This window comes from Acinetobacter sp. ANC 3929 (assembly GCF_000369405.1).
GTDB lineage: Bacteria > Pseudomonadota > Gammaproteobacteria > Pseudomonadales > Moraxellaceae > Acinetobacter.
In genome coordinates, this window is the sequence record NZ_KB849999.1 from 97,244 (window position 1) to 117,054 (window position 19,811).

Annotated in this window: 19 protein-coding genes; 8 read left to right on the forward strand and 11 right to left on the reverse strand. The window is 38.1% G+C overall.

The features are described 5' to 3' along the window. Positions 1 to 9: 9 nt before the first annotated feature. The 3 genes from F909_RS12175 to F909_RS12165 are packed head-to-tail and all read right to left on the reverse strand — an operon-like array spanning position 10 to position 3,130. Positions 10 to 1,044 (reverse strand): NAD-dependent epimerase, encoded by a 1,035-nt coding sequence (locus F909_RS12175; RefSeq protein ID WP_005149875.1) that lies wholly within the window; start codon positions 1,042 to 1,044, stop codon positions 10 to 12. Continuing rightward, positions 1,041 to 2,210, reverse strand: coding sequence for a nucleotide sugar dehydrogenase (locus F909_RS12170; RefSeq protein WP_005149881.1), 1,170 nt, complete (start codon positions 2,208 to 2,210; stop codon positions 1,041 to 1,043). The genes F909_RS12175 and F909_RS12170 overlap by 4 nt, the downstream gene beginning before the upstream one ends. Before the next feature lie 35 nt (positions 2,211 to 2,245). Then, positions 2,246 to 3,130: an ATP-grasp fold amidoligase family protein gene (locus tag F909_RS12165; RefSeq protein ID WP_005149882.1), complete on the reverse strand. Its 885-nt coding sequence runs from the start codon at positions 3,128 to 3,130 to the stop codon at positions 2,246 to 2,248. Positions 3,131 to 3,504: 374 nt separating this feature from the next. Here F909_RS12165 and F909_RS12160 point away from each other — a divergent pair, with 374 nt between their 5' ends. From F909_RS12160 to F909_RS12145, 4 genes are all read left to right on the forward strand, one after another. Continuing rightward, positions 3,505 to 4,503: a Stealth CR1 domain-containing protein gene (locus F909_RS12160; protein WP_005149883.1), complete on the forward strand. Its 999-nt coding sequence runs from the start codon at positions 3,505 to 3,507 to the stop codon at positions 4,501 to 4,503. A 3-nt stretch (positions 4,504 to 4,506) separates the two neighbouring features. Further along, complete coding sequence (locus F909_RS12155; protein ID WP_005149884.1) at positions 4,507 to 5,265, forward strand: glycosyltransferase family 25 protein; 759 nt, start codon at positions 4,507 to 4,509, stop codon at positions 5,263 to 5,265. A 73-nt stretch (positions 5,266 to 5,338) separates the two neighbouring features. Next, positions 5,339 to 6,253: a glycosyltransferase family 32 protein gene (locus tag F909_RS12150; protein WP_005149885.1), complete on the forward strand. Its 915-nt coding sequence runs from the start codon at positions 5,339 to 5,341 to the stop codon at positions 6,251 to 6,253. 89 nt (positions 6,254 to 6,342) lie between these two features. After that, positions 6,343 to 7,122 (forward strand): glycosyltransferase family 25 protein, encoded by a 780-nt coding sequence (locus F909_RS12145; RefSeq protein ID WP_005149889.1) that lies wholly within the window; start codon positions 6,343 to 6,345, stop codon positions 7,120 to 7,122. A 37-nt stretch (positions 7,123 to 7,159) separates the two neighbouring features. On the opposite strand, the gene F909_RS12140 is transcribed toward F909_RS12145, so the two are convergent. Next, positions 7,160 to 8,170 carry a glycosyltransferase gene (locus F909_RS12140; protein WP_005149890.1) on the reverse strand — a complete coding sequence of 337 codons (1,011 nt, stop codon included), beginning with the start codon at positions 8,168 to 8,170 and terminating at the stop codon, positions 7,160 to 7,162. 70 nt (positions 8,171 to 8,240) lie between these two features. Here F909_RS12140 and F909_RS12135 point away from each other — a divergent pair, with 70 nt between their 5' ends. Next, on the forward strand, positions 8,241 to 9,029 hold the full coding sequence (locus F909_RS12135; protein ID WP_005149892.1) for a glycosyltransferase family 25 protein: 789 nt from the start codon (positions 8,241 to 8,243) through the stop codon (positions 9,027 to 9,029). Between the two features lie 6 nt (positions 9,030 to 9,035). On the opposite strand, the gene F909_RS12130 is transcribed toward F909_RS12135, so the two are convergent. From F909_RS12130 to F909_RS12105, 6 genes are all read right to left on the reverse strand, one after another. Continuing rightward, complete coding sequence (locus tag F909_RS12130) at positions 9,036 to 9,812, reverse strand: glycosyltransferase family 32 protein (RefSeq protein WP_005149894.1); 777 nt, start codon at positions 9,810 to 9,812, stop codon at positions 9,036 to 9,038. 316 nt (positions 9,813 to 10,128) lie between these two features. Beyond that, on the reverse strand, positions 10,129 to 10,908 hold the full coding sequence (locus tag F909_RS12125; protein WP_005149896.1) for a glycosyltransferase family 32 protein: 780 nt from the start codon (positions 10,906 to 10,908) through the stop codon (positions 10,129 to 10,131). 129 nt (positions 10,909 to 11,037) lie between these two features. Then, a complete protein-coding gene (locus F909_RS12120; RefSeq protein ID WP_005149899.1) occupies positions 11,038 to 11,907 on the reverse strand; it encodes a lysophospholipid acyltransferase family protein in 870 nt (289 codons plus the stop codon). A gap of 4 nt (positions 11,908 to 11,911) precedes the next feature. After that, entirely contained in the window at positions 11,912 to 12,133 is a 222-nt protein-coding gene (locus F909_RS12115; protein ID WP_005149901.1) for a hypothetical protein, read from the reverse strand. Between the two features lie 161 nt (positions 12,134 to 12,294). Next, the gene (gene aspS, locus F909_RS12110; RefSeq protein WP_004652455.1) at positions 12,295 to 14,076 is read right to left on the reverse strand and encodes an aspartate--tRNA ligase; all 1,782 of its coding nucleotides are present in this window, start codon (positions 14,074 to 14,076) and stop codon (positions 12,295 to 12,297) included. A gap of 150 nt (positions 14,077 to 14,226) precedes the next feature. Next, positions 14,227 to 14,991: a DUF4184 family protein gene (locus F909_RS12105; RefSeq protein ID WP_005149902.1), complete on the reverse strand. Its 765-nt coding sequence runs from the start codon at positions 14,989 to 14,991 to the stop codon at positions 14,227 to 14,229. A 137-nt stretch (positions 14,992 to 15,128) separates the two neighbouring features. Between F909_RS12105 and znuD the strand changes: the two genes are divergently transcribed. Then, positions 15,129 to 17,201 (forward strand): zinc piracy TonB-dependent receptor ZnuD, encoded by a 2,073-nt coding sequence (gene znuD / locus F909_RS12100; RefSeq protein WP_005149904.1) that lies wholly within the window; start codon positions 15,129 to 15,131, stop codon positions 17,199 to 17,201. Between the two features lie 132 nt (positions 17,202 to 17,333). On the opposite strand, the gene F909_RS12095 is transcribed toward znuD, so the two are convergent. Next, on the reverse strand, positions 17,334 to 17,648 hold the full coding sequence (locus F909_RS12095) for a winged helix-turn-helix transcriptional regulator (protein ID WP_005149907.1): 315 nt from the start codon (positions 17,646 to 17,648) through the stop codon (positions 17,334 to 17,336). A gap of 108 nt (positions 17,649 to 17,756) precedes the next feature. Here F909_RS12095 and F909_RS12090 point away from each other — a divergent pair, with 108 nt between their 5' ends. Both F909_RS12090 and F909_RS12085 read left to right on the forward strand, forming a co-directional pair. Continuing rightward, positions 17,757 to 18,173, forward strand: coding sequence for a carboxymuconolactone decarboxylase family protein (locus tag F909_RS12090; RefSeq protein ID WP_005149909.1), 417 nt, complete (start codon positions 17,757 to 17,759; stop codon positions 18,171 to 18,173). A gap of 167 nt (positions 18,174 to 18,340) precedes the next feature. Next, positions 18,341 to 19,804, forward strand: a complete 1,464-nt coding sequence (locus tag F909_RS12085; RefSeq protein ID WP_171067284.1) for a phospholipase D family protein — start codon at positions 18,341 to 18,343, stop codon at positions 19,802 to 19,804. Positions 19,805 to 19,811: the final 7 nt, after the last annotated feature.

Sequence of the window (19,811 nt, forward strand, 5' to 3'; positions counted from 1 at the left end):
TTTTTATTTTTAATCGATTTGGATGTTGTGATATTGACGATACCAATCGACAAAGTTTTTTACCCCATCGACCACTGATGTAGCTGGCTTGTAGTCCACATAATTTTCCAGTGCAGAGCTATCGGCAAAGGTATCAGGCACATCACCTGGTTGTAATGGAAGTAAATCTAAAATCGCTTCTTTACCCGCTGCTTTTTCAATAGCCTGAATATATTCAATCAGCTTCACTGTGCGGTTGTTGCCAATATTAAAGATTCTAAATGGGGCATTACTGGTTGCAGGATTTGGATGATTGCTGTCCCATGTCTCATCTGGTGTTGCAATTTTATCGCTGGTACGGATAATGCCTTCAACAATATCATCGATATAGGTGAAGTCACGGGTGTGATTGCCGTGATTAAATACAGGAATTGGTTTGCCTTCAAAGATATTCTTGGTGAATTTAAATAAGGCCATATCTGGACGTGTCCACGGTCCATACACGGTGAAAAAACGTAAGCCAGTGGTTGGTAATTTAAATAAGTGGCTGTAGCTGTGTGCCATTAACTCATTGGCGCGTTTGGTCGCGGCATAGAATTGCAGTGGATGATCGACGCCATGCTGTTCGCTAAATGGCATGGTGGTATTAGCCCCATACACACTACTGGTACTGGCATAGGTCAAATGCGGTGTTTCTGCATAACGACAGGCTTCTAAAATATTGGTAAAGGCAATCAGGTTGCTTTCCACATAGCTATGCGGGTTTTCAAGTGAGTAACGTACACCTGCCTGTGCTGCTAAGTGAATCACGCGATCAAATGTGTGATCTTTAAAACATTGATCCACTATGGCTTTATTGGCAAGATTCTCACGAATTAAGCTAAAGTTGCCCGTATCTTTGTTTTCAGCCAAGAGTTGTAATTGCTTTGCACGCGCTTCCTTGAGAGATGGATCATAATAATCATTAAAATTATCAAAACCGACCACATCATCACCACGTTGAAGTAGTTTCTGTGCAACACTAAAGCCGATGAATCCCGCAGCACCTGTGACTAGAACTTTCATTCATCGCCTCCAAAAATATCTCGTGTATAAACTTTATCTTGTACATCTAGCAAATCACTGGAGAGGCGATTGGCAATAATCACATCACTGGACTGCTTGAATTCATTCAGATCTTGAGTCACTTTTGACTTAAAGAAGGTATCTTCATGAAAGGTCGGTTCATAAATAATAACTTCAACACCTTTCGCCTTCAGTCGTTTCATGACGCCCTGAATTGCTGAGGCGCGGTAATTGTCTGAGCCACTTTTCATCACTAGACGATAGATGCCAACCGTTGTTGGATTTCGAGCAAGGATCGAATCGGCAATAAAATCTTTACGTGTCCGATTTGCATCGACAATCGCTTGAATCAAATTGCTTGGGACATTGTTATAGTTTGCCAATAACTGTTTGGTGTCTTTTGGTAGGCAATAGCCGCCGTAACCAAAGGAAGGATTGTTGTAATGACTACCAATACGCGGATCAAGACAGACGCCGTCGATCACTTGCTTCGTGTCTAAGCCAAAGCTTTGTGCGTAAGTATCTAATTCATTGAAGAATGCGACACGCATTGCAAGATAAGTATTGGCAAATAATTTAATTGCTTCGGCTTCGGTTGAGTGGGTCAGCAAGACAGGAATATCTTGTTTTACCGCACCTTCCACAAGCAAATCTGCAAATTGTTGCGCGCGTTCAGACTGTTCCCCAACAATAATACGAGAAGGGTAAAGGTTATCGTGGAGTGCTTTACCTTCACGCAGAAATTCAGGCGAGAAAATAATATTCTGGGTTTGGTACTTCTGTTTGACTTGTTCAGTAAAACCAACAGGAACCGTTGACTTGACGATCATGGTCGCATTTGGATTGACCGCTAGGACATCTTGAATAACACTTTCCACACTTTGAGTATTAAAGTAATTGGTCTGAGGGTCATAATCGGTTGGGGTCGCAATAATAATAAAGTCGGCATTTTGATAAGCGAAATTTTTATCCGTAGTTGCTTTGAAGTTTAAGTTCTTTTCTTTTAAAAAGGTTGAAATATCATGATCTTGAATCGGTGATACTTTGTTGTTGAGTAAGTCTACCTTACTTTCTAAGATATCAAGTGCAATGGTTTCATGGTGTTGTGCAAATAGCATCGCATTTGACAACCCGACATACCCAGTTCCAGCAATCGCTATTTTCATAAATACCTAATAGATTCTAAATACATGATGGATGGTTAATAGGATAGCCAAAGGGAACCTAATTTTAAATCCCATTCCATTGGTGTGATGACCATTCGTCCTGCATTTGGGGTGAGTGTAATTTCACTAAAATAAACGTGATCTCGTGATAATAAGAAGTCTATTCGACTATAACCATACGAAAAACATAGCTTCTCTGACAGTTCAATGATGTCTTTGAATTGTTGCGGTTTTGCCAAAGCGATCGGCGAGTTCTCTTTCAGATCGACCCGAAATGGCTGTAGCTCCCACTCAGTATCATACATATTTGAGTAGTCCTTGCCTTCAGAATCTTGTACATCAATTTCGAGATATGCTGGTTTACCTTCAAAACAGTGCACGCGACAAGTGGTAATTGTCGATTGACTCTTTGGATCAATATATAAATCAACATATTTCTCAATCAGAATTTTAGGGCAGATATCTTTGTAGTGCCATTCTCGCTTTCTAAAATACATGTTCATTTTCAGATGATTTTTGATTTTAGCTGAGGCTGCAGCGACATCAAACTTGCTCTTATCACGACAGATCATGGCACTACCACTGTCATGTGTGCATTTTAAAACAAACTGATTTGGAAGTTGCTCAAAGTCAATTTCATCAAAACATTTGTAAATTCCAATCAGCGGAACAAAATATGAATCACCAATTTTTGCAGAGACCAATTCTCTTACTGCACATTTATCAGCTAATTTTGTAAATAGGGGACTTCGCTCGAAAATCATTCGGGCAGTTACTTTTTCATTAAAGCTTTTTGGGGAGCAAAAATTAGGGGTATAACCTAATTTGCAGATAAACCGTTTAGTGAGATAGGTTTTATCTGAGACAAATTTAGTTCTAATTATTTTTGCTTGATACTCAAAGTAGTTATAGTCGATCATGAGTCAAAAGGTGAAATCGCATCAAAGTAACGGACAATTATAATAAAAACAGCTCGATCCGTCTAATAAAAGTGTAGGAGATATTAGGTGAATTTGATTCCAAAAGGTTTGATTTTGTTAGGGATCGTGGGATTTTAAGTCGATATTAAGGATAGTGTTCGAGTGAAAGAAATCGCTTTCTGAACAATGCATTGTAAGGGGTGGAAATTTAAAAATTATAATATATTGATTTATATGCAATGATTGCCTTTTTAAGCTGAAAAGGCATTACCAAAAGAGACTGTCTGTCGGTAGATGAGTGGTGTTATCATATTGCGTTAAATTAAACATGTTTGGCCATATTGGTGGTTTTTTAATCGTTTAAGAGTGAATTGATGAGTGAAATGATGCAGCCGGTTGATGTGGTGATTGCTTGGGTTGATGGCAATGATCCAAAGTTAAAGCAGAAACGCATGCAATATCAGGGCAAGACACAAGCTTCTGATGCTGTTAGCGACACTCGCTTTGCCAGCAATCATGAAATTTATTACAACGTTGCATCAATTTTGAAATATGTTCCATTTTGCCGACATATTTATATTGTGACCGATGGTCAACAACCGCAATGGATTGATGATTTCGTAACGGATGGCATCTGTGAGGCTGGCAAGATTCGGATCGTTGATCACCGCGAAATTTTTGCGGGTTATGAACAATATTTACCCACCTTTAACACTCGATCAATTGAAACGATGCTTTGGAATATTCAGGGCTTATCCGATTACTTTTTCTACTTGAATGATGACTTTTTCTTTAATGCACCTGCACAGTTGGACGATATTCTTGTCGATCAGAAAATGGTGATTTACGGGCATTGGCAGAGCAGTTTTGCGCTTAAAGCCAAGCTTTGGTACCGCCAATTGTTAAATCAATATTTTAATAAGCCGATTCAGCCTAAACATATGATTGCGCAAATGTTGGGGGCAGATATGCTTGGATTTAAAAAGTTTTTTGAAATTCACCATTATCCGCATGCGGTTGACCGCAACATTCTGCGAGATTATTTGCTTGAGCACCCAGCATTTTTGCAAAAACAAATTCAGTATAAATTTCGCAGTGTAGAGCAGATTAATCCGATTTCATTGATGAATCATTTAAAAATTAAGAACAATGAAGCACTGTTAAAACCAGATATCGAAGTTGCTTATTTGAAAAATGAATCAAGTTTAAGCAATTTCTTGCAAAGTCTGGGCAATGAACAGATTAAGTATGGCTGCATGCAAAGTCTGGATCAGTTGAGTGCTACTGCAGCAAATCAAATTTATACGGCTTTAAATCAAAAGTTGGCTGGCTATTTACCATACGTTTTATTGGCTCAGACAGCCGAAGGATAAATGATGAAAGTAATAACTTATCTGATTAACCTCGATGGCAGTGATCAGCGTTTAGCAAATGCAACAGCTCAATTGCAGCGCGAGGGCTGGCCATTTACACGCTTTGCTGCCTACGATGGTCGTGGTAAGGCTTTATCAGAGTTTACCAATTATGATGATGCAAAAGCGCAGAAAATTTTAGGACGTAGTCTGATTAATTCAGAATTAGGTTGCTATCTGAGCCATTATGGCTGCGCTGAAAAATTTCTTGAAACAGATGCCGATTATTTGCTGGTGCTAGAAGATGATATTCAGGTCCTACCCAATTTTAAGCAGAATCTTGATTCACTTCTCAATTATCTCGATCAGCATAAAGAACTGGATTGGTATCTGGTGAATATGGCAGCGAAAAAGAAAAAATTAGCAAAAGACATTATTCAAATAGATCAATATCAATTGTGGCATGCGTATTATTTTCCAATTCGTGGCGTAGGATTGCTTTGGTCTCGAAAAGGGGCAGAGGAGTTTGTCAAATTGGGCAAACAGATACATGTGCCTGTCGATATCTTCTTCCAAGGTTGGCTCAGTAAAAATGGTAAAGGTCTAGGCGTTTGGCAACCTTTTGTAAAACCTGCAGGGTTAGACAGTGATATTTTAGGTACTGTTGCAACTCAGGGGATTCAGCGTAAGGACTTAGAAAATCGCGATGCTTCTCATGGTCTCAAGAAACAGAAACGGATGTGGCGTGATCGTTTTTATGCTTTTAAGCATCTCTTCTTCTAATGAAAATGGTTTGCGTAAGTCATTGGTGTGAAATGAAAAGCATAAATGATTGGATTTTTACTGAGTTCCCTCTATGAAAATATTTAAAAAAATATTCTATCTCTTAACGTTTTATACGATGTATTCAAATAAAAAGAGAGGGGTGAATGAAGCAATAGACAATGAAGCAGATTTAATTGTTCTGAATCCGATTGTACCAAATGCAGTGATTCCTAAAAAAATCTGGATGTATTGGGAAGGTTCACTTTCAGGTTTTGTTGAAAAATGTGTTGAGCAAGTCAAAAAGACCAATCCAGATTATGAGGTTAACTTTTTAACCCCTGATACGGTTAAGGATTTCTGTGATATTGATTTTGGTCGTTTCCCTCAGGCGACACCGCAGCAAAAGGCTGATCTGCTGCGTTTTGAACTGATTTATCAACATGGTGGAATCTGGTTGGACGCGAGTACGATTGTGTATGAGAGTTTGGACTGGATTCAAGCCTTGGTGGTGAAGAATCAAACCAACAGCTTTGCCTACTATCGAGCGAAGAACACAACGCTTAAAGAGTTTCCCGTATTAGAGAACTGGTTACTGGCCAGTGCTGAGAAAAATATCTTCTTTAAAGATTGGTTCAATGAGCTGGCAAAAGCCATTGAAATGAGTCCTAAGACCTATCTTCAGCAACTCAAGCAAACAGAACCGCAATATCAGGACCTATTTCAGCAGATTGGTCGTTTAGAATATTTAGTTGCTTACGTGGCTTGTCAGAAGGTGATGCGTAACCATTTACCAAGTATGAGCCTGATTAACTGTGATAAAAATGCGTTATCTTTCCAAGTAAAACATCAATGGGTCAAAGAAAAAGTACTGATTGATATGGCGATTCATTATCCACCTGCAGAAATGCCAAGATTGATCAAGCTTGCGGGTAAGGAAAGAAAAACGCTGAGCCATTACTATGAAAAGGGGATGTATCTGGAAGGCTCTCTTCTTGATCTCTCTTAACCATCTGGCAACTGTACTATCGATGAATTGGTGATGAAGGTTAGGCAAAAAGGTAGTAAAATACGACTAATCTTCAGCTTTTTACGACTATGAAAAAATTTGTTATCAGTCTAGCGACAGCCAGTGAACGTAGAGAGCATATTTCTAGTGAGTTTGCTAAAAAAAGTCTAAGTTTTGACTTTTTTGATGCTTTGACCCCTGAGCCAGCAGCACTTTTTGCTAAAGAACTGAATTTAAATGTTGATGCACAATCTTTAACAAAAGGTGAAGTTGCCTGCTTCATGAGTCACGTTTTTTTATGGAATAAAATGATTAGCGAAAATATTCCATATATGGCGATTTTCGAAGATGATATTTATTTGGGTGAGAATGTTAAGGCATTTTTGAGCGATAATTCTTGGATTGATTCTGATTGGCATCTGATTAAAATTGAAGAATTTACGTCAAAAGTTGCATTAGGGCAAAAGATTAAAACGTTTAATGTCGAACCTGAGAGAGCTCTTTTTGATCTTAAAAGTAAGAACCTTGGGACAGCAGGTTATATTCTGTCTTTGCATGGGGCCAAACAATTAATCAGCTACATCCAATCCTTAGATAAATTGATTGCCTTAGATCACTTAATGTTTGAAAAATTGATTCAAGATAAAATTTTATCTGTTTGTCAGATGAAACCAGCCTTGTGTATCCAAGACGTGACGCTCTTCTCTACCAAAGATAGTGTGCGCTTTGCCAGCCATTTATATAAAGAGCGCTTAACCAGAAGACATTATGATAAAAAAACTGGACTGGATAAGATTCTGTTAGAATTAAGTCGAATTTTTCAACAAATCAGAAATCTTATTTTCTTTAAGACTGTTGGATTTAAATAAACATTTTCCCCAAGAATATATCAATACTCTTGGGTGTTTATTTAATAAGTTTGCTTAACTTTCGGGCCAAATAGTGTCCGAAGACGCCAAGATCACGAAATATAAAGAAAAGTTTTTCTCTTTTGGTTTGTATAATGCTGAGATCTGGTTTTAGATTTTTCATTTCTTTTGCAATTTTTCTCCAATTCTTATTGGTAATAAAATAACCTCTACATTTTTTTGATTCATCTAGGTAGATATAAGAAAAATGAAGTAGCGGGATTGCAAATATATCCCTCTTTTTAGTGTTTTTTATGAGCTCTTTAATTAAAAGAGAACAACTATTTAATAATTTATTTTTTGTTGATAGGTTATTCTCACGTGTAGCACTGTTTTCTAAGATTCTATAATTATAAATGCTATCTTTAATTATAAATATATTTTTAATTTCAGTGAGTATCTTGGATACAATAAATGCATCTTCAAAATGGGTCATATTTGTGGGGAATGGATTATTGAGAAGTAATTCTCGTTTATATACTCTTAACCAAGAGAACCAATTGTTTTCATTGAAAATATTGCGAAGTACTTCATCATTCACCTTATGCAGACCAGATGATAGTGATGGTTGAGACAGATGATAATTTTTCTCTGGCGCACTTTCGAAAAAACAATAAGCATTAAACTGAATCAGATCTGGAGATGTCTGTACGGCAGACAGGATTTTAGAAATATAATCATCTGCTATGATGTCATCGGAGTCTATAAAGGTTATATAGTTGCCATTTGCATTCTTTATCCCATTATTTCTCGCATGACTTACGCCCTGATTTTCTTGGTCAATTACAATAAAATTCTGTTTGAGCGAGTTTGGTAAGTTGTGTGTAAATTCATCAATAATTTGTGCTGATTGGTCTGTTGAACCATCGTTGACAATAATAACTTCGATATTATTTTTTATTTGATTGCATATACTTAGCAGACATTCATGAATGTACTTTTCAACATTGTATACAGGAATAATAATACTTAAACAGATCATCGAAGGGATATGGCTAATTTGAGTCATAACCTATTTTATCCTATAATTACTCAAATAACAGTACGTTGTTAGCACGATCCAGAGAAGAGAGTATTGAATGGATATTTCTGTCGTTAGCTTAAAAAATGCACTTGAAAGAAGGGCGCATATAAATAAGCAATTTATGACTCAACAAATTGAATTTCAATATTTTGATGCGATTGAACCTCATCAGATTGATGACGCACTTAAAAGTACAGGAATTGAACTTAAAAATTGTTCTTTAACAAAAGGAGAGATAGGGTGCTTTTTAAGTCATCTCTCTTTGTGGAAAAAAATAATTGATAATAATTTACCCTATATGGCAATTTTTGAAGATGATATTTATTTAGGCTCAGAAGCAAAATCATTTCTGAAAGATAATTCTTGGATACCTGAAAATGTAGAAGTTATTAAACTTGAAGCATTTTCAGATTCAGTTCAGGTCGAGCTTTTTTCTAAAAAAAATCTTATTAATGATCGGTCGCTATTTCTTTTAAAAGGGCGACATTTGGGTACAGCAGGCTATATTATTTCCAACACGGGAGCTAGAAACTTATTTAATTATATACGTGAGCTGGATGTTGTAAAACCGATTGATGATATTATGTTTGATAGCTATATCGCGCAGAAACTGGTATATCAAATGCAACCAGCACTGTGTGTGCAAGATTTTATTTATAATAAGGAAGTTAAATTTGTAAGTTGTCTTCAATCTGATCGATCTCAAAGACATCAGAGCGAAATAATTGCTCCAGTAAAAATAACTAAAATAAGCTTAAAAATAAAAAGAGAAATTTATCGTTTTTTTATTCAAATTTATAATCTACATTATAAGATTTTTGAAAAGAAAATAGAGTTCAAGTAGATTAAACTACTTGAACTTATATTTTAGATAATAGCGAATCAAATTAAATAAACTTGAAATATTGATTTTCTTTGCCAACTCTTTTAAGAAAATTTTATCTGTTGCCACATTTGAGGCTAAAACTTTATTGGTATAGTGTACTGTATGGACTTTTTCTTTATAGCTTTCCTTTTTTTCTTTATCTAACCATGAGCCAATAAAATGATGTGTGGTATAGTTTTGGGGGAGATCTAAACAAAAATAAGAAGAAGAAAAAATATGAATTTTATTAGATCCATCATTGCCAATTTGATTTTCATCTTTATGCGGATCAATTTCGTAAAAGCGGGTTAAAAAATTGCTAATCGTGACTGTATTAGGTGGCTCATCATTGCTATACGTCTTTGAGTCATAATAATCTAGCATTCTTTTGGCTAGCGAATGCTTAGGCATACTTCCCCACACAGCAGAAGTAAAAGGGATACTGTCGATTTCAAAACTGCTAAAAGCTTCTAGTGTTAAAAACTCATCTATAGCATGTTTAATTTCAACATCAGTATCTAGATAAACACCTCCAAACTCATATAACGCAGATGCTCTAACGTAGTCTGAGACAAAAGCATACTTTTTTTCTTCATAGGCTTTTTGGGTAAAGGGGTGGCTATTGATGTCGAAATTTTCTTCATTCCATAGCTTGATTTCCCAGTCAGGGCATTTTTCTTGCCAACCATTGATATAGTGTTGTAATGGTTCGGGAATTTTTTTTCCACCAAACCAACAGTAGTGAATAATCTTGGGAATCATGGAACAGAATTTAAGTCTAAGATGTCATCATAATATAGCATTATTTTTTACAATTAGGATTGCCATAGCATTTTTAGTACATAATTTTATATTCAATTTACCTATTTTTATGCATTAACGTGATGCGCTTTTAGGGGGCTGAAGAGGCCAGATCAGACTTTTTAGATTCCTGAGTGTGTAATTATTGAAGTTAAAAATGGCGGATCCCTATAGCTTCTGTATTTTTGCTAAAAATAGTCTATATGTCTTTAACTTTTTATACATATTTTTTATATCAAGAGGTTGTATGTATTTTGATATACAACCTCTTTTGATTTTATTGTTTTTTAAATTTTGAGCGAATGTAATAACGTACTATTATTAATAGTTGAGTTAGATTTATTGTTTTTGCTATTTGCTTTAATTGGTCTTTTCCCCCAAAAAAATCAGTTTCTATTCTGCTTGAGTAGTATTTATTATGCAATTGTTGCTTATATGGCTTTCGATTGTTGTGATCCTCTATCCATGAACCAATAAAATGGTGTGTCGTGTAGTTTATAGGAAGATCTAAGCAGAAATAATTGGATGGGAAAATATGAATGACATTAGTATTATCGCTCCCAATTTGATAGGAATCTATTTCTTTATCTATATGAAAATCAGTAACCAGAATATCTGAAATAAATAGAGTATTAGGCGGGATTTGATTAGAATAAGTTTTATTATGGTAGTAGTCTAAGATTTTTTTTGAAAAACTGTGTTTTGGTATTGATCCCCATACTGCAGTAAATGGTAAATTAATTCCTTCAAAGCCGCTAAATGCTTCATAGTTTAGGAAGTTATTGATTGGTAACTTAATTTCGACATCTGTATCTAAGTAAACACCACCAAATTCATATAATGCCCATGCTCGTACATAATCTGAAACAAAAGCATATTTTTTCTGCTGATATGCAGATTGGGTGAATGGATGACTATTAATATCGAAATTTTCTTCATTCCATAGCTTAATTTCCCAATCTGGACATTTTTCTTTCCAACCGTTGATATAGTGTTGTAAGGGTTCGGGAATATTCTTTTTTCCAAACCAACAATAATGAATAATTTTAGGAATCATTTAGGTAAAGAGTAAGTCAAAACTGAATGATAATATATCATTGTTTTATCAAGTTTTTGTAGTTCTAGCGTTTTAGTGTGAATTGTTTTGAAGTAAGTTGGCGATGGCATTCATAAAAATAAGTTTTGATTATTTATAATAATCTTTATGAGCTGACTCACCTCTAAACCGTTTATAACCCCACATATATTCAGCAGGAAAGCGGTTAATCATATGTTCAACGGCTTGATTGAGTGCAGTTGTCGCAACTTCGATATCCCGATCATACAGTTGCGGATCATTCAGATCATCACAATAGACATCAAAACCTTCACCATCTTCACGGCGGAAACAGCTTAAGCCGACTAGGCGACATTGAGTTTTTTGTGCCATTTTACTGGCAAGTGTGCTGGTTAGACATGGAATTCCAAAAAAAGGAACCACAACACCACCAGACGGATCAGGTACATGGTCGGGCAAAATTACACTAAAGCCACCTTGTTTTAAATTTTTAAACAAGGCCTTTACCCCAGAGGCATCGGTCGGGACTAATGTGGCATTCAAGCGTTGACGCGCATGCAGGGCGAATGTATTAAAACCAGAATCTTTCATGGGTTTGTACATAATAGTTGGAATGCCATATTGATGTACCCAAGCATTCATCATTTCCCATGTACCCAGATGTGGGGTGATAATCAGTGCGCCACGTGGATCTTTTAATGCACTTGTGAGCACTTCAAGATCATGTACGGTATGAATCTGCTGAATGCTCCATTCAGGAGGCATTGCCCAGCATTTTCCAGATTCAATATAACTGAGACATTGCTTGGTGACACTTTCTCTGGCGAGCTGTTCTTTTTTTTCTGGGCTAAGTTGAGGATAGGCGAGTTCTAGATTGACTCTGGTTTTCCACAGCATACTTTTATTGGGGTTTTGATTGATAAAGTAAGCTGCCACTTTTGCAATACTACGCAAAAATGCTAAAGGGAGAATACGAAGCAGAGTAATGTAAAACGACATGATCTTAGTCTTGTTTGTCTACGTTGCCTTTCAGGACCATATAGATTAATGCAACAAAAATCAGTAGAGCGCCTGCTAAGCTACTTACACAGAAATATAGAATACGTTGGTTGGTATCCATATTGAAGAGTTCATTTGCCAAGATGTAACGCATGAAAAACCATTGAGCAAGTGAAAAAATAATAATCACGATTGCATGTCGACGTACATCAGGACGCATTGCCATAAGACGGATCTCTCAATAAAAAAGCAGCCTATTATGCCACTAGCGGGCATCTTCGCAAAGTATAAATTACCTTACCTAAGCGGCCCCTAAAGGAAGAGCACTGTATAGATATAAAAAACCCTGCACGGGGCAGGGTTCTTGTTGAAGCATAAACTCAAGGTTTATTTTTCTTCAGCTTTAGGTTTTTCGCGTAAACGAATACCTAAGTCGCGCAATTGGTTTGCTTCAACTGGCGCTGGTGCTTGAGTCAACGGACATTCAGCAGTCTTGGTTTTCGGGAATGCAATCACATCACGAATCGAAGATGCACCTGTCATCAACATGATCAAACGGTCAAGACCAAATGCCAAACCACCGTGCGGAGGCGCGCCATAACGTAATGCATTGAGTAAGAAGCTGAATTTCTCTTCTGCTTCTTCTTCACCAATCCCTAAAGCTTCAAAGATTGCTTTTTGCATCTCTAAGGTATAGATACGGAGTGAACCGCCACCGATTTCAGTACCGTTCAGTACCATATCGTATGCGACAGAAAGTGCTTCACCTGGGTTGCTCTTCACTTCTTCAACACTTGATTTTGGTAGTGTGAATGGGTGGTGAACAGAAGTCCATTTGCCATCATCAGTTTCTTCGAACATTGGGAAGTCAACAACCCAAAGTGGTGCCCACTCGCAAGTAGTCAGCTTCAAGTCATGACCGATTTTCACACGAAGTGCGCCCATCGCATCATTTACAACTTTAGCTTTATCCGCGCCAAAGAACACGATGTCGCCATTTTCAGCGCCAACACGTTTTAATAGATCGAGTACGATTGGCTCGATGAATTTAACGATAGGAGATTGAAGACCTTCAATGCCTTTTTCAAGTTCGTTGACTTTGATATAAGCCAGGCCCTTTGCACCGTAGATGCCAACGAATTTGGTGTATTCGTCGATTGCACTACGTGGCAATGAACCAGCACCTGGAACGCGTAAAGCAACAATACGGCCTTTAGGATCTTTTGCAGGACCAGCGAAAACCTTGAATTCAACGTCTTGCATCAAGTCCGCAACGTCAACAAGTTTCAATGGAATACGCATATCTGGTTTGTCAGATGCATAATCACGCATTGCGTCAGCGTAAGTCATACGTTCAAACTTATCGAATTTTACATTCAATAATTCGTTGAACATTTTAACTGTTAAGCCTTCCATTAAATCCATGATGTCATCGTCACTCATGAACGATGTTTCAACGTCGATTTGGGTAAATTCAGGCTGACGATCCGCACGTAAATCTTCGTCACGGAAACATTTCGCAATTTGGTAATAACGATCAATACCGCCAACCATCAACAACTGTTTAAACAATTGTGGTGATTGTGGAAGCGCGTAGAAGCTACCATTTGAAACACGGCTTGGTACTAAATAGTCACGTGCACCTTCTGGGGTTGCGCGTGTCAAAATTGGTGTTTCAACGTCAAGGAAACCATGATCTTCAAAATAGTTACGGATCAAGTTAGTGACTTTAGAACGGAAACGTAAGCGCTCTAACATTTCAGGACGACGGATGTCCAAGAAACGGTATTTCAAACGAATTTCTTCTGAAATATTGGTGTTTTCGTCATTCAATGGGAATGGCGGAGTATCAGAAGCTGCAAGAACTTCGATCTCTTTACCTAAAACTTCAATTTGACCACTCACCATGTTGGCATTTTCAGTACCTTCATAGCGACGACGTACACGACCTGTAATTTTTAATACAAATTCTGAACGTGCTTTATCTGCTGTAGCGAATGCTTCAGGTGTATCTGGATCGATCACGACTTGTACGAGACCATCACGGTCACGCATATCAAGAAAAATCACACCGCCATGGTCACGACGACGGTGAACCCATCCGCATAAAGTAACTGTTTGATCGATTTGGGCTTCTGTTAAAGAGCCACAGTAATGAGTGCGCATCATATTGAATTATGTATCCAAACTATATTGGCTGTAGAAGGTGAATGCGTAAACAGCGCACCACCAATGAAGGGGAGATTATGCCTTGTTGAACGTATAGTCTCAAGTCTTAATGTTTTCAAGCGAATTTTAAACAGACGCTTTTGGTGAAAACTATTTTAGATAAGCTGTTCGATCTAAAAACAAGAATAATAGACACGCCATAGTAAAGACCGTTAAGCCAGCTTGGGTAAACTCATTAATCGATTTACCAATAAAAAAATAGCGTTCAGTATTCCAAAGATCAGTATTGATATGACGGTTATAGTCAAACACTGAGAACAGTCCATATAAGATGGAGAAGATGGCACTGATGAGTGCAAGTCCTTTGAGCCGAGTGGGAACGGGATAGTGATGTTTATGCGTCTTATAATAATGCCAGCACATTTTTATCAAAAACGGCAAGGCAATAATTGAAGAACCAATCTGTAAGACAAAATGTAATGGATAACTAAAGCCCCAGAATGAAACGTTATGGGCCAGAATTTCTTTAAAAGCAAATGTCCGAAAATCGAGATGGGTGAGTCCATCCCAGATCAAATGTGTGCTGATCCCCAGTATAAGTGCCAGACAACTGAGAAAGCTGAAAGAAATAAAGTCATCCACTGAGCGAATATTTAAAGGATGTCGGATTTCAAGGCAGCGATAGGTGACAGGGCGATAGATTAAATACCACAAGAGGCAAAAGAATAGTCCAATCGGAAGATTCGGAAATAAGATACCTGACCATTGGTGTGTTAAAGCGATGTTTTCTTGAGTAAATAATCGATAAAGATCGGGTGTCATACATCCAATCGCCAAGGCTGCGACAGGCAAATGACCCTGACTTAATTTAGATAAAGGTGGGGCAAGCACGGCATGTGAAAGTGTAAAAGGCATATCGTTGAAAAACGACCATTCATTGAATCATGGAGAAGTAGTGTAGCAAATGTTCTTTGATGCACTGTTTTTTATTGCAAAATAAATGAAATGTTATAATATAACAAAAATAACGATCGACTGATTCGAGACACGATATGTCATTTCCACAGAATATTTTGACCTTATCTATTTTAGCTATTGTATCTGTATCTACTTTTGCAGCAGAAAATGAGCAAGTTGCAACCTTAGATACCATACGGATTAAAGCACATCCACTAGAGCAAACATCGAAAGATTTTGCTGTTGCTGATAGCGTAGTAGACCAAAAACGCTTACAACAAGGAGCTGTCACGATTGGTGAAGCATTGAGTAGCGAACCAGGAATTTATTCCAATCAATTTGGAGCAGGTTCAAGCCGGCCTGTGATCCGTGGCCAAGATGGGCCGCGCGTTAAGGTTCTGCAAAATTCATCTGAAAACATTGATGTATCAACTTTATCTCCTGACCATGCAGTCACTGTAGATCCTGCATTAGCGCAACAGGTTGAAGTGATTCGTGGGCCTTCTACCTTGTTGTTTGGTGCAGGAACAGTAGGTGGTTTGGTGAATGTAACGGATAGTAAGATTCCGACCAAAATGCCTGAAAATGGCTATGAAGGTAATATCGGTCTACGTTACAACACGGGGAGTGATGAGAAGTTGGCTACGGCTGGGGTAACGGTTGCTTTGGGTGATCAAGTGGCCTTGCGTGTTGAAGGCTTAAATCGTGAAGCGAATGACTATATCGCGCCGAACTATGTGCATGAAGGTGAGAAAGAGCGTCGAGTCGGTAATACATTTGCCAAAGGTGAAACGGTGAATGTTGGTTTGTCTTGGATTTACGATCGCGGTTTTACGGGAATCTCATATAGCAATCGCCAAGATAAATATGGTTTACCTGGGCATAGCCATGAATATGAAAGCTGTAGTGCGCATCTGACGGGTCGTCCACATTTACACTGTGGCGATCATGATCACGCAGATGGCGATGATCATGACCATGGTCATGACGACCACGATCATGCACATGAGGCCGGCCCTTGGATTGATCTGAAATCTGAGCGTTATGATGTTCGTACCGAATTGAATGATCCGTTTGCAGGTTTTAAAAAGCTACGTGCACAAGCTAGCTATACGGATTATAAGCATGATGAAATTGAAGAAGATACCATCGCGACTCGCTTTAAAAATAAGGGGTATGATGGCCGTTTAGAATTGGTACATAATCCACTTGGGCCATGGGAAGGTGTGATTGGGACCCAATATGGGCAACAAAAATTAGAACTCACAGGTGAGGAAGCTTTCTTAGCACCGAATACCACGAAAAAGTGGAGTGTTTTTGCCTTAGAGCATGCGCAATTTGATGATGTGCATGTTGAGCTGGCGGCACGTGCAGATCAGCAAAAAATTGATATTGAAGATTCAACTAAAAAAGATTTCGACGGTTCAGCCTTTTCTATTTCTGGTGCAGCCAATTGGGAGTTTGCACCGAACTATAAACTCTCATTCGTGACCTCTCATCAGGAACGTTTACCATTGGCGCAAGAGCTATATGCAAATGGTGGACATTTCGCGACCAACACTTATGAGTTGGGTAATGATCAATTGAAGAAAGAGAAATCCAATAATGTGGAACTTGGTTTCCATTATGACAATAACAAGTTTGATTATCATGTCCATGTCTACCATAACTGGTTTGATGACTATATCTATGCCCAAACTTTAGATCGTTATAAAGATTTCCGTTTGGTGCAATACACTCAAGATCAGGCACGTTTCTATGGTGCTGAAGCCGAGGCGGGTTATCAGATTTCAGACGTGTACAAAGTCGGTATATTTGGTGATTATGTGCGTGGCAAAATCGACAATGAAAATGCACCACGTGTGCCTGCTGGACGCTTAGGAACAAAAGTAAATGCGGACTTTGGTGATGGTTTTAGCGGTTCGGCTGAATATTATCATGTGTTCCAACAAGACAAGATTGCTGCTTATGAAACCGACACGCAAAGCTATAACATGCTGAATTTAGGTGTGGCATACACAGGTAAATATAGCAAGGCTACTGATTATCGCGTATTCCTGAATGCCAATAACTTACTCGATGACCAAGTTTATCAACATGCATCGTTCTTATCGACGATCCCGCAAGTGGGACGTAACTTTACTGTTGGGGTGAATTTTAACTTCTAACTGAGTTAAAAATAGAATATTGAACAAGCCATTCGCAGACAGTATAAGGTTGTATTATTCTGCGAATGGCTTTTTTATTTAGGATATAAATTACAAGCAAGTGCTTTCGAAATAGATAAATACCGACTGCTATTATCTTGATTTTAGCCATAAGCCAACTTCTTGTAAGGTATTGACCAGTTTATTGAGTTTTTGACCTTCAGCCGTGATGGAATATTCAACTTTAACCGGAACTTGTGCATATACTTCTCTTAAAATTAAGCCTTCTTCTTCTAGAAATCGTAGTTCTAAGGTCAGCATTCTTTGCGATATATTTGGAATCGCTCGGCGTAATTCGTTGAAACGCATTGGTTTCTCTAACAGAAACGAAATAATAAGCATACGCCAACGTCCACCTAATACAGTCATCGCTTCTTCTACAGAGCACCCTGAAATATTATCTTTCATTGTAAATTTAAGTATAAAAAAGTTACCTATATAACAAATTAATGCCTAATTTACAATCTATACCAGATCCTCAATAATGGTTTTTCCTTCTGTATAAGTGATGTCGCGATGGACTATAAAGAAATTGCAAAGAAGACAATTCAGCATTTGTACTCAGCTCATACTTCAATTAGAGCGTCAGGTATAGACCCTAGCTTGATTGCATTGGCTGAGCTATACGTTTCTCAGGTGAATGGTTGTGCTTATTGTTGCGCTTACCATGCACAAGAGTTGAGAGATATGGGGCATGAACAAGGGCTGATTGATAAAATTCCAGGCTATAAACATTCAAATGCTTTTTCAAAAAAGCAAAAGCTGGTGCTTGAATGGGCTGAAGCAACTACGACTTTATCTGACAAAGTTGAATATATTAAAGCTCAGTTAGCGGAGCATTTTAATGAAAGAGAAATTGTTGAGTTGACGACGAGCATTGCATTAATGGGGGCTTTGAATCGACTAAGAATTACTTTGGGTGATCTAGTTTAGTTGTTTTCCATCGATTAACTTTGCGTTGTTGAGAAGTGTGTAGGGTTGAACAAATACCAATAGATTAAGGGAAAGATTAATTCTTTATACAATCACCAAATTAGCATTGAAAAATCAAAGCATAAGCTCTAGCCTTAACCCATTAGGCTAGGGCTTTTTTTGTTTATATGCGTATCTTCCAACGAATTCATCGAAAATTAAACTGGTCAGGTCGACGTTACATGGCAGTCATATTGAGTATTTTTGCGATTGGGTACATTGCTTCGGCAGTCTATCACACCGTAAAACCCCTCCCAAAGGGATTGGATTTTACTGGGCAATTACGTCATGCCAATGTGAAATTCTTAGCCGATCAGACTTATATCGATGCACAAGGTCAACAACAGGTTGATCAGCATATCTTCAAAGAAGTATTCCAGTTGATTGATCAGGCACAAAGTACGATTGTGCTGGATATGTTCCTATTTAATCAGGAAGTGGGAAAGTCAAAGGTTAAGCAGTTTCCTTTGATGCAGGAGTTGACAGATGCACTGATCGTGAAGCGTCGCTTACATCCAAATGTCGAAGTTGTGGTGATTACTGATCCGATTAATTCGGTTTATGGTGGGTTAACTCCAAAGCATTATCTACAACTACGCCAAGCAGGTGTGGATGTTATCGAAACAGATTTAAAACCATTGCGTGCTTCGAATCCACTGTGGTCAGGTCTCTGGTATATCTGCTGTCAAAACTTAGGTAATAATCCAGAAGGTGGCTGGCTTAGCAGTCCATTCGGTAATGATAAAATTACCTTAAGAAGTTATCTGGAATTGTTTAATTTCAAAGCCAATCATCGTAAAACCTTGGTGGTTGATACTGCGGAAGGTTGGAAAAGCTTAGTAACTTCGGCAAATCCGCATGATGGTAGTTCACATCATGGTAATGTGGCCTTGGTAGTAGACGGGCCAACAGCGATTGATGTTTTACAAACTGAACAAGCTGTGGCCAATATGTCAAAAGGCTCTAGCCCATTTGTGATTATGGGGGGATTGGCTGAAGACAAAAGCCTGCCACAAGTACAAGTGCTGACTGAAAAAGCAATTTATGATGCTGTCTTAAAAATGATTCAGACTGCGAAGAGCAAAGAACATTTGGATATGGCGATGTTCTATTTATCGGAGCGCAATATCATTGATGCACTCAAGCAGGCACAGCAAAGAGGTGTCAACATTCGTATTATGATTGACCCGAATAAAGATGCATTTGGTCGTCAAAAGAATGGGATTCCCAATCGTCAAGTGGCTTCGGAATTGAATGCTGTCGGTATTCCAATTCGCTGGTGTGATACCCGTGGCGAACAATGTCATAGCAAAATGCTGCTCAAATACAATGCACAGCAAGCAGAGATCATTCTCGGTTCAGCCAACTTAACTGCACGTAATCTGAAAAACTATAATCTTGAAACCGATATGCGTGTGATTGGCGCAGCACAAGCGCCAGTGTTTAAAGATGCAGGACAGTATTTTGATGCAGCATGGACAAACGCAAACGGCCGTCAAATCTCGGTTGATTATGCAAAATATGCTGATGAATCGAAAGTGAAATACTGGATCTATCGTTTTATGGAATGGTCAGGTTTATCGACATTCTAAGGCAATA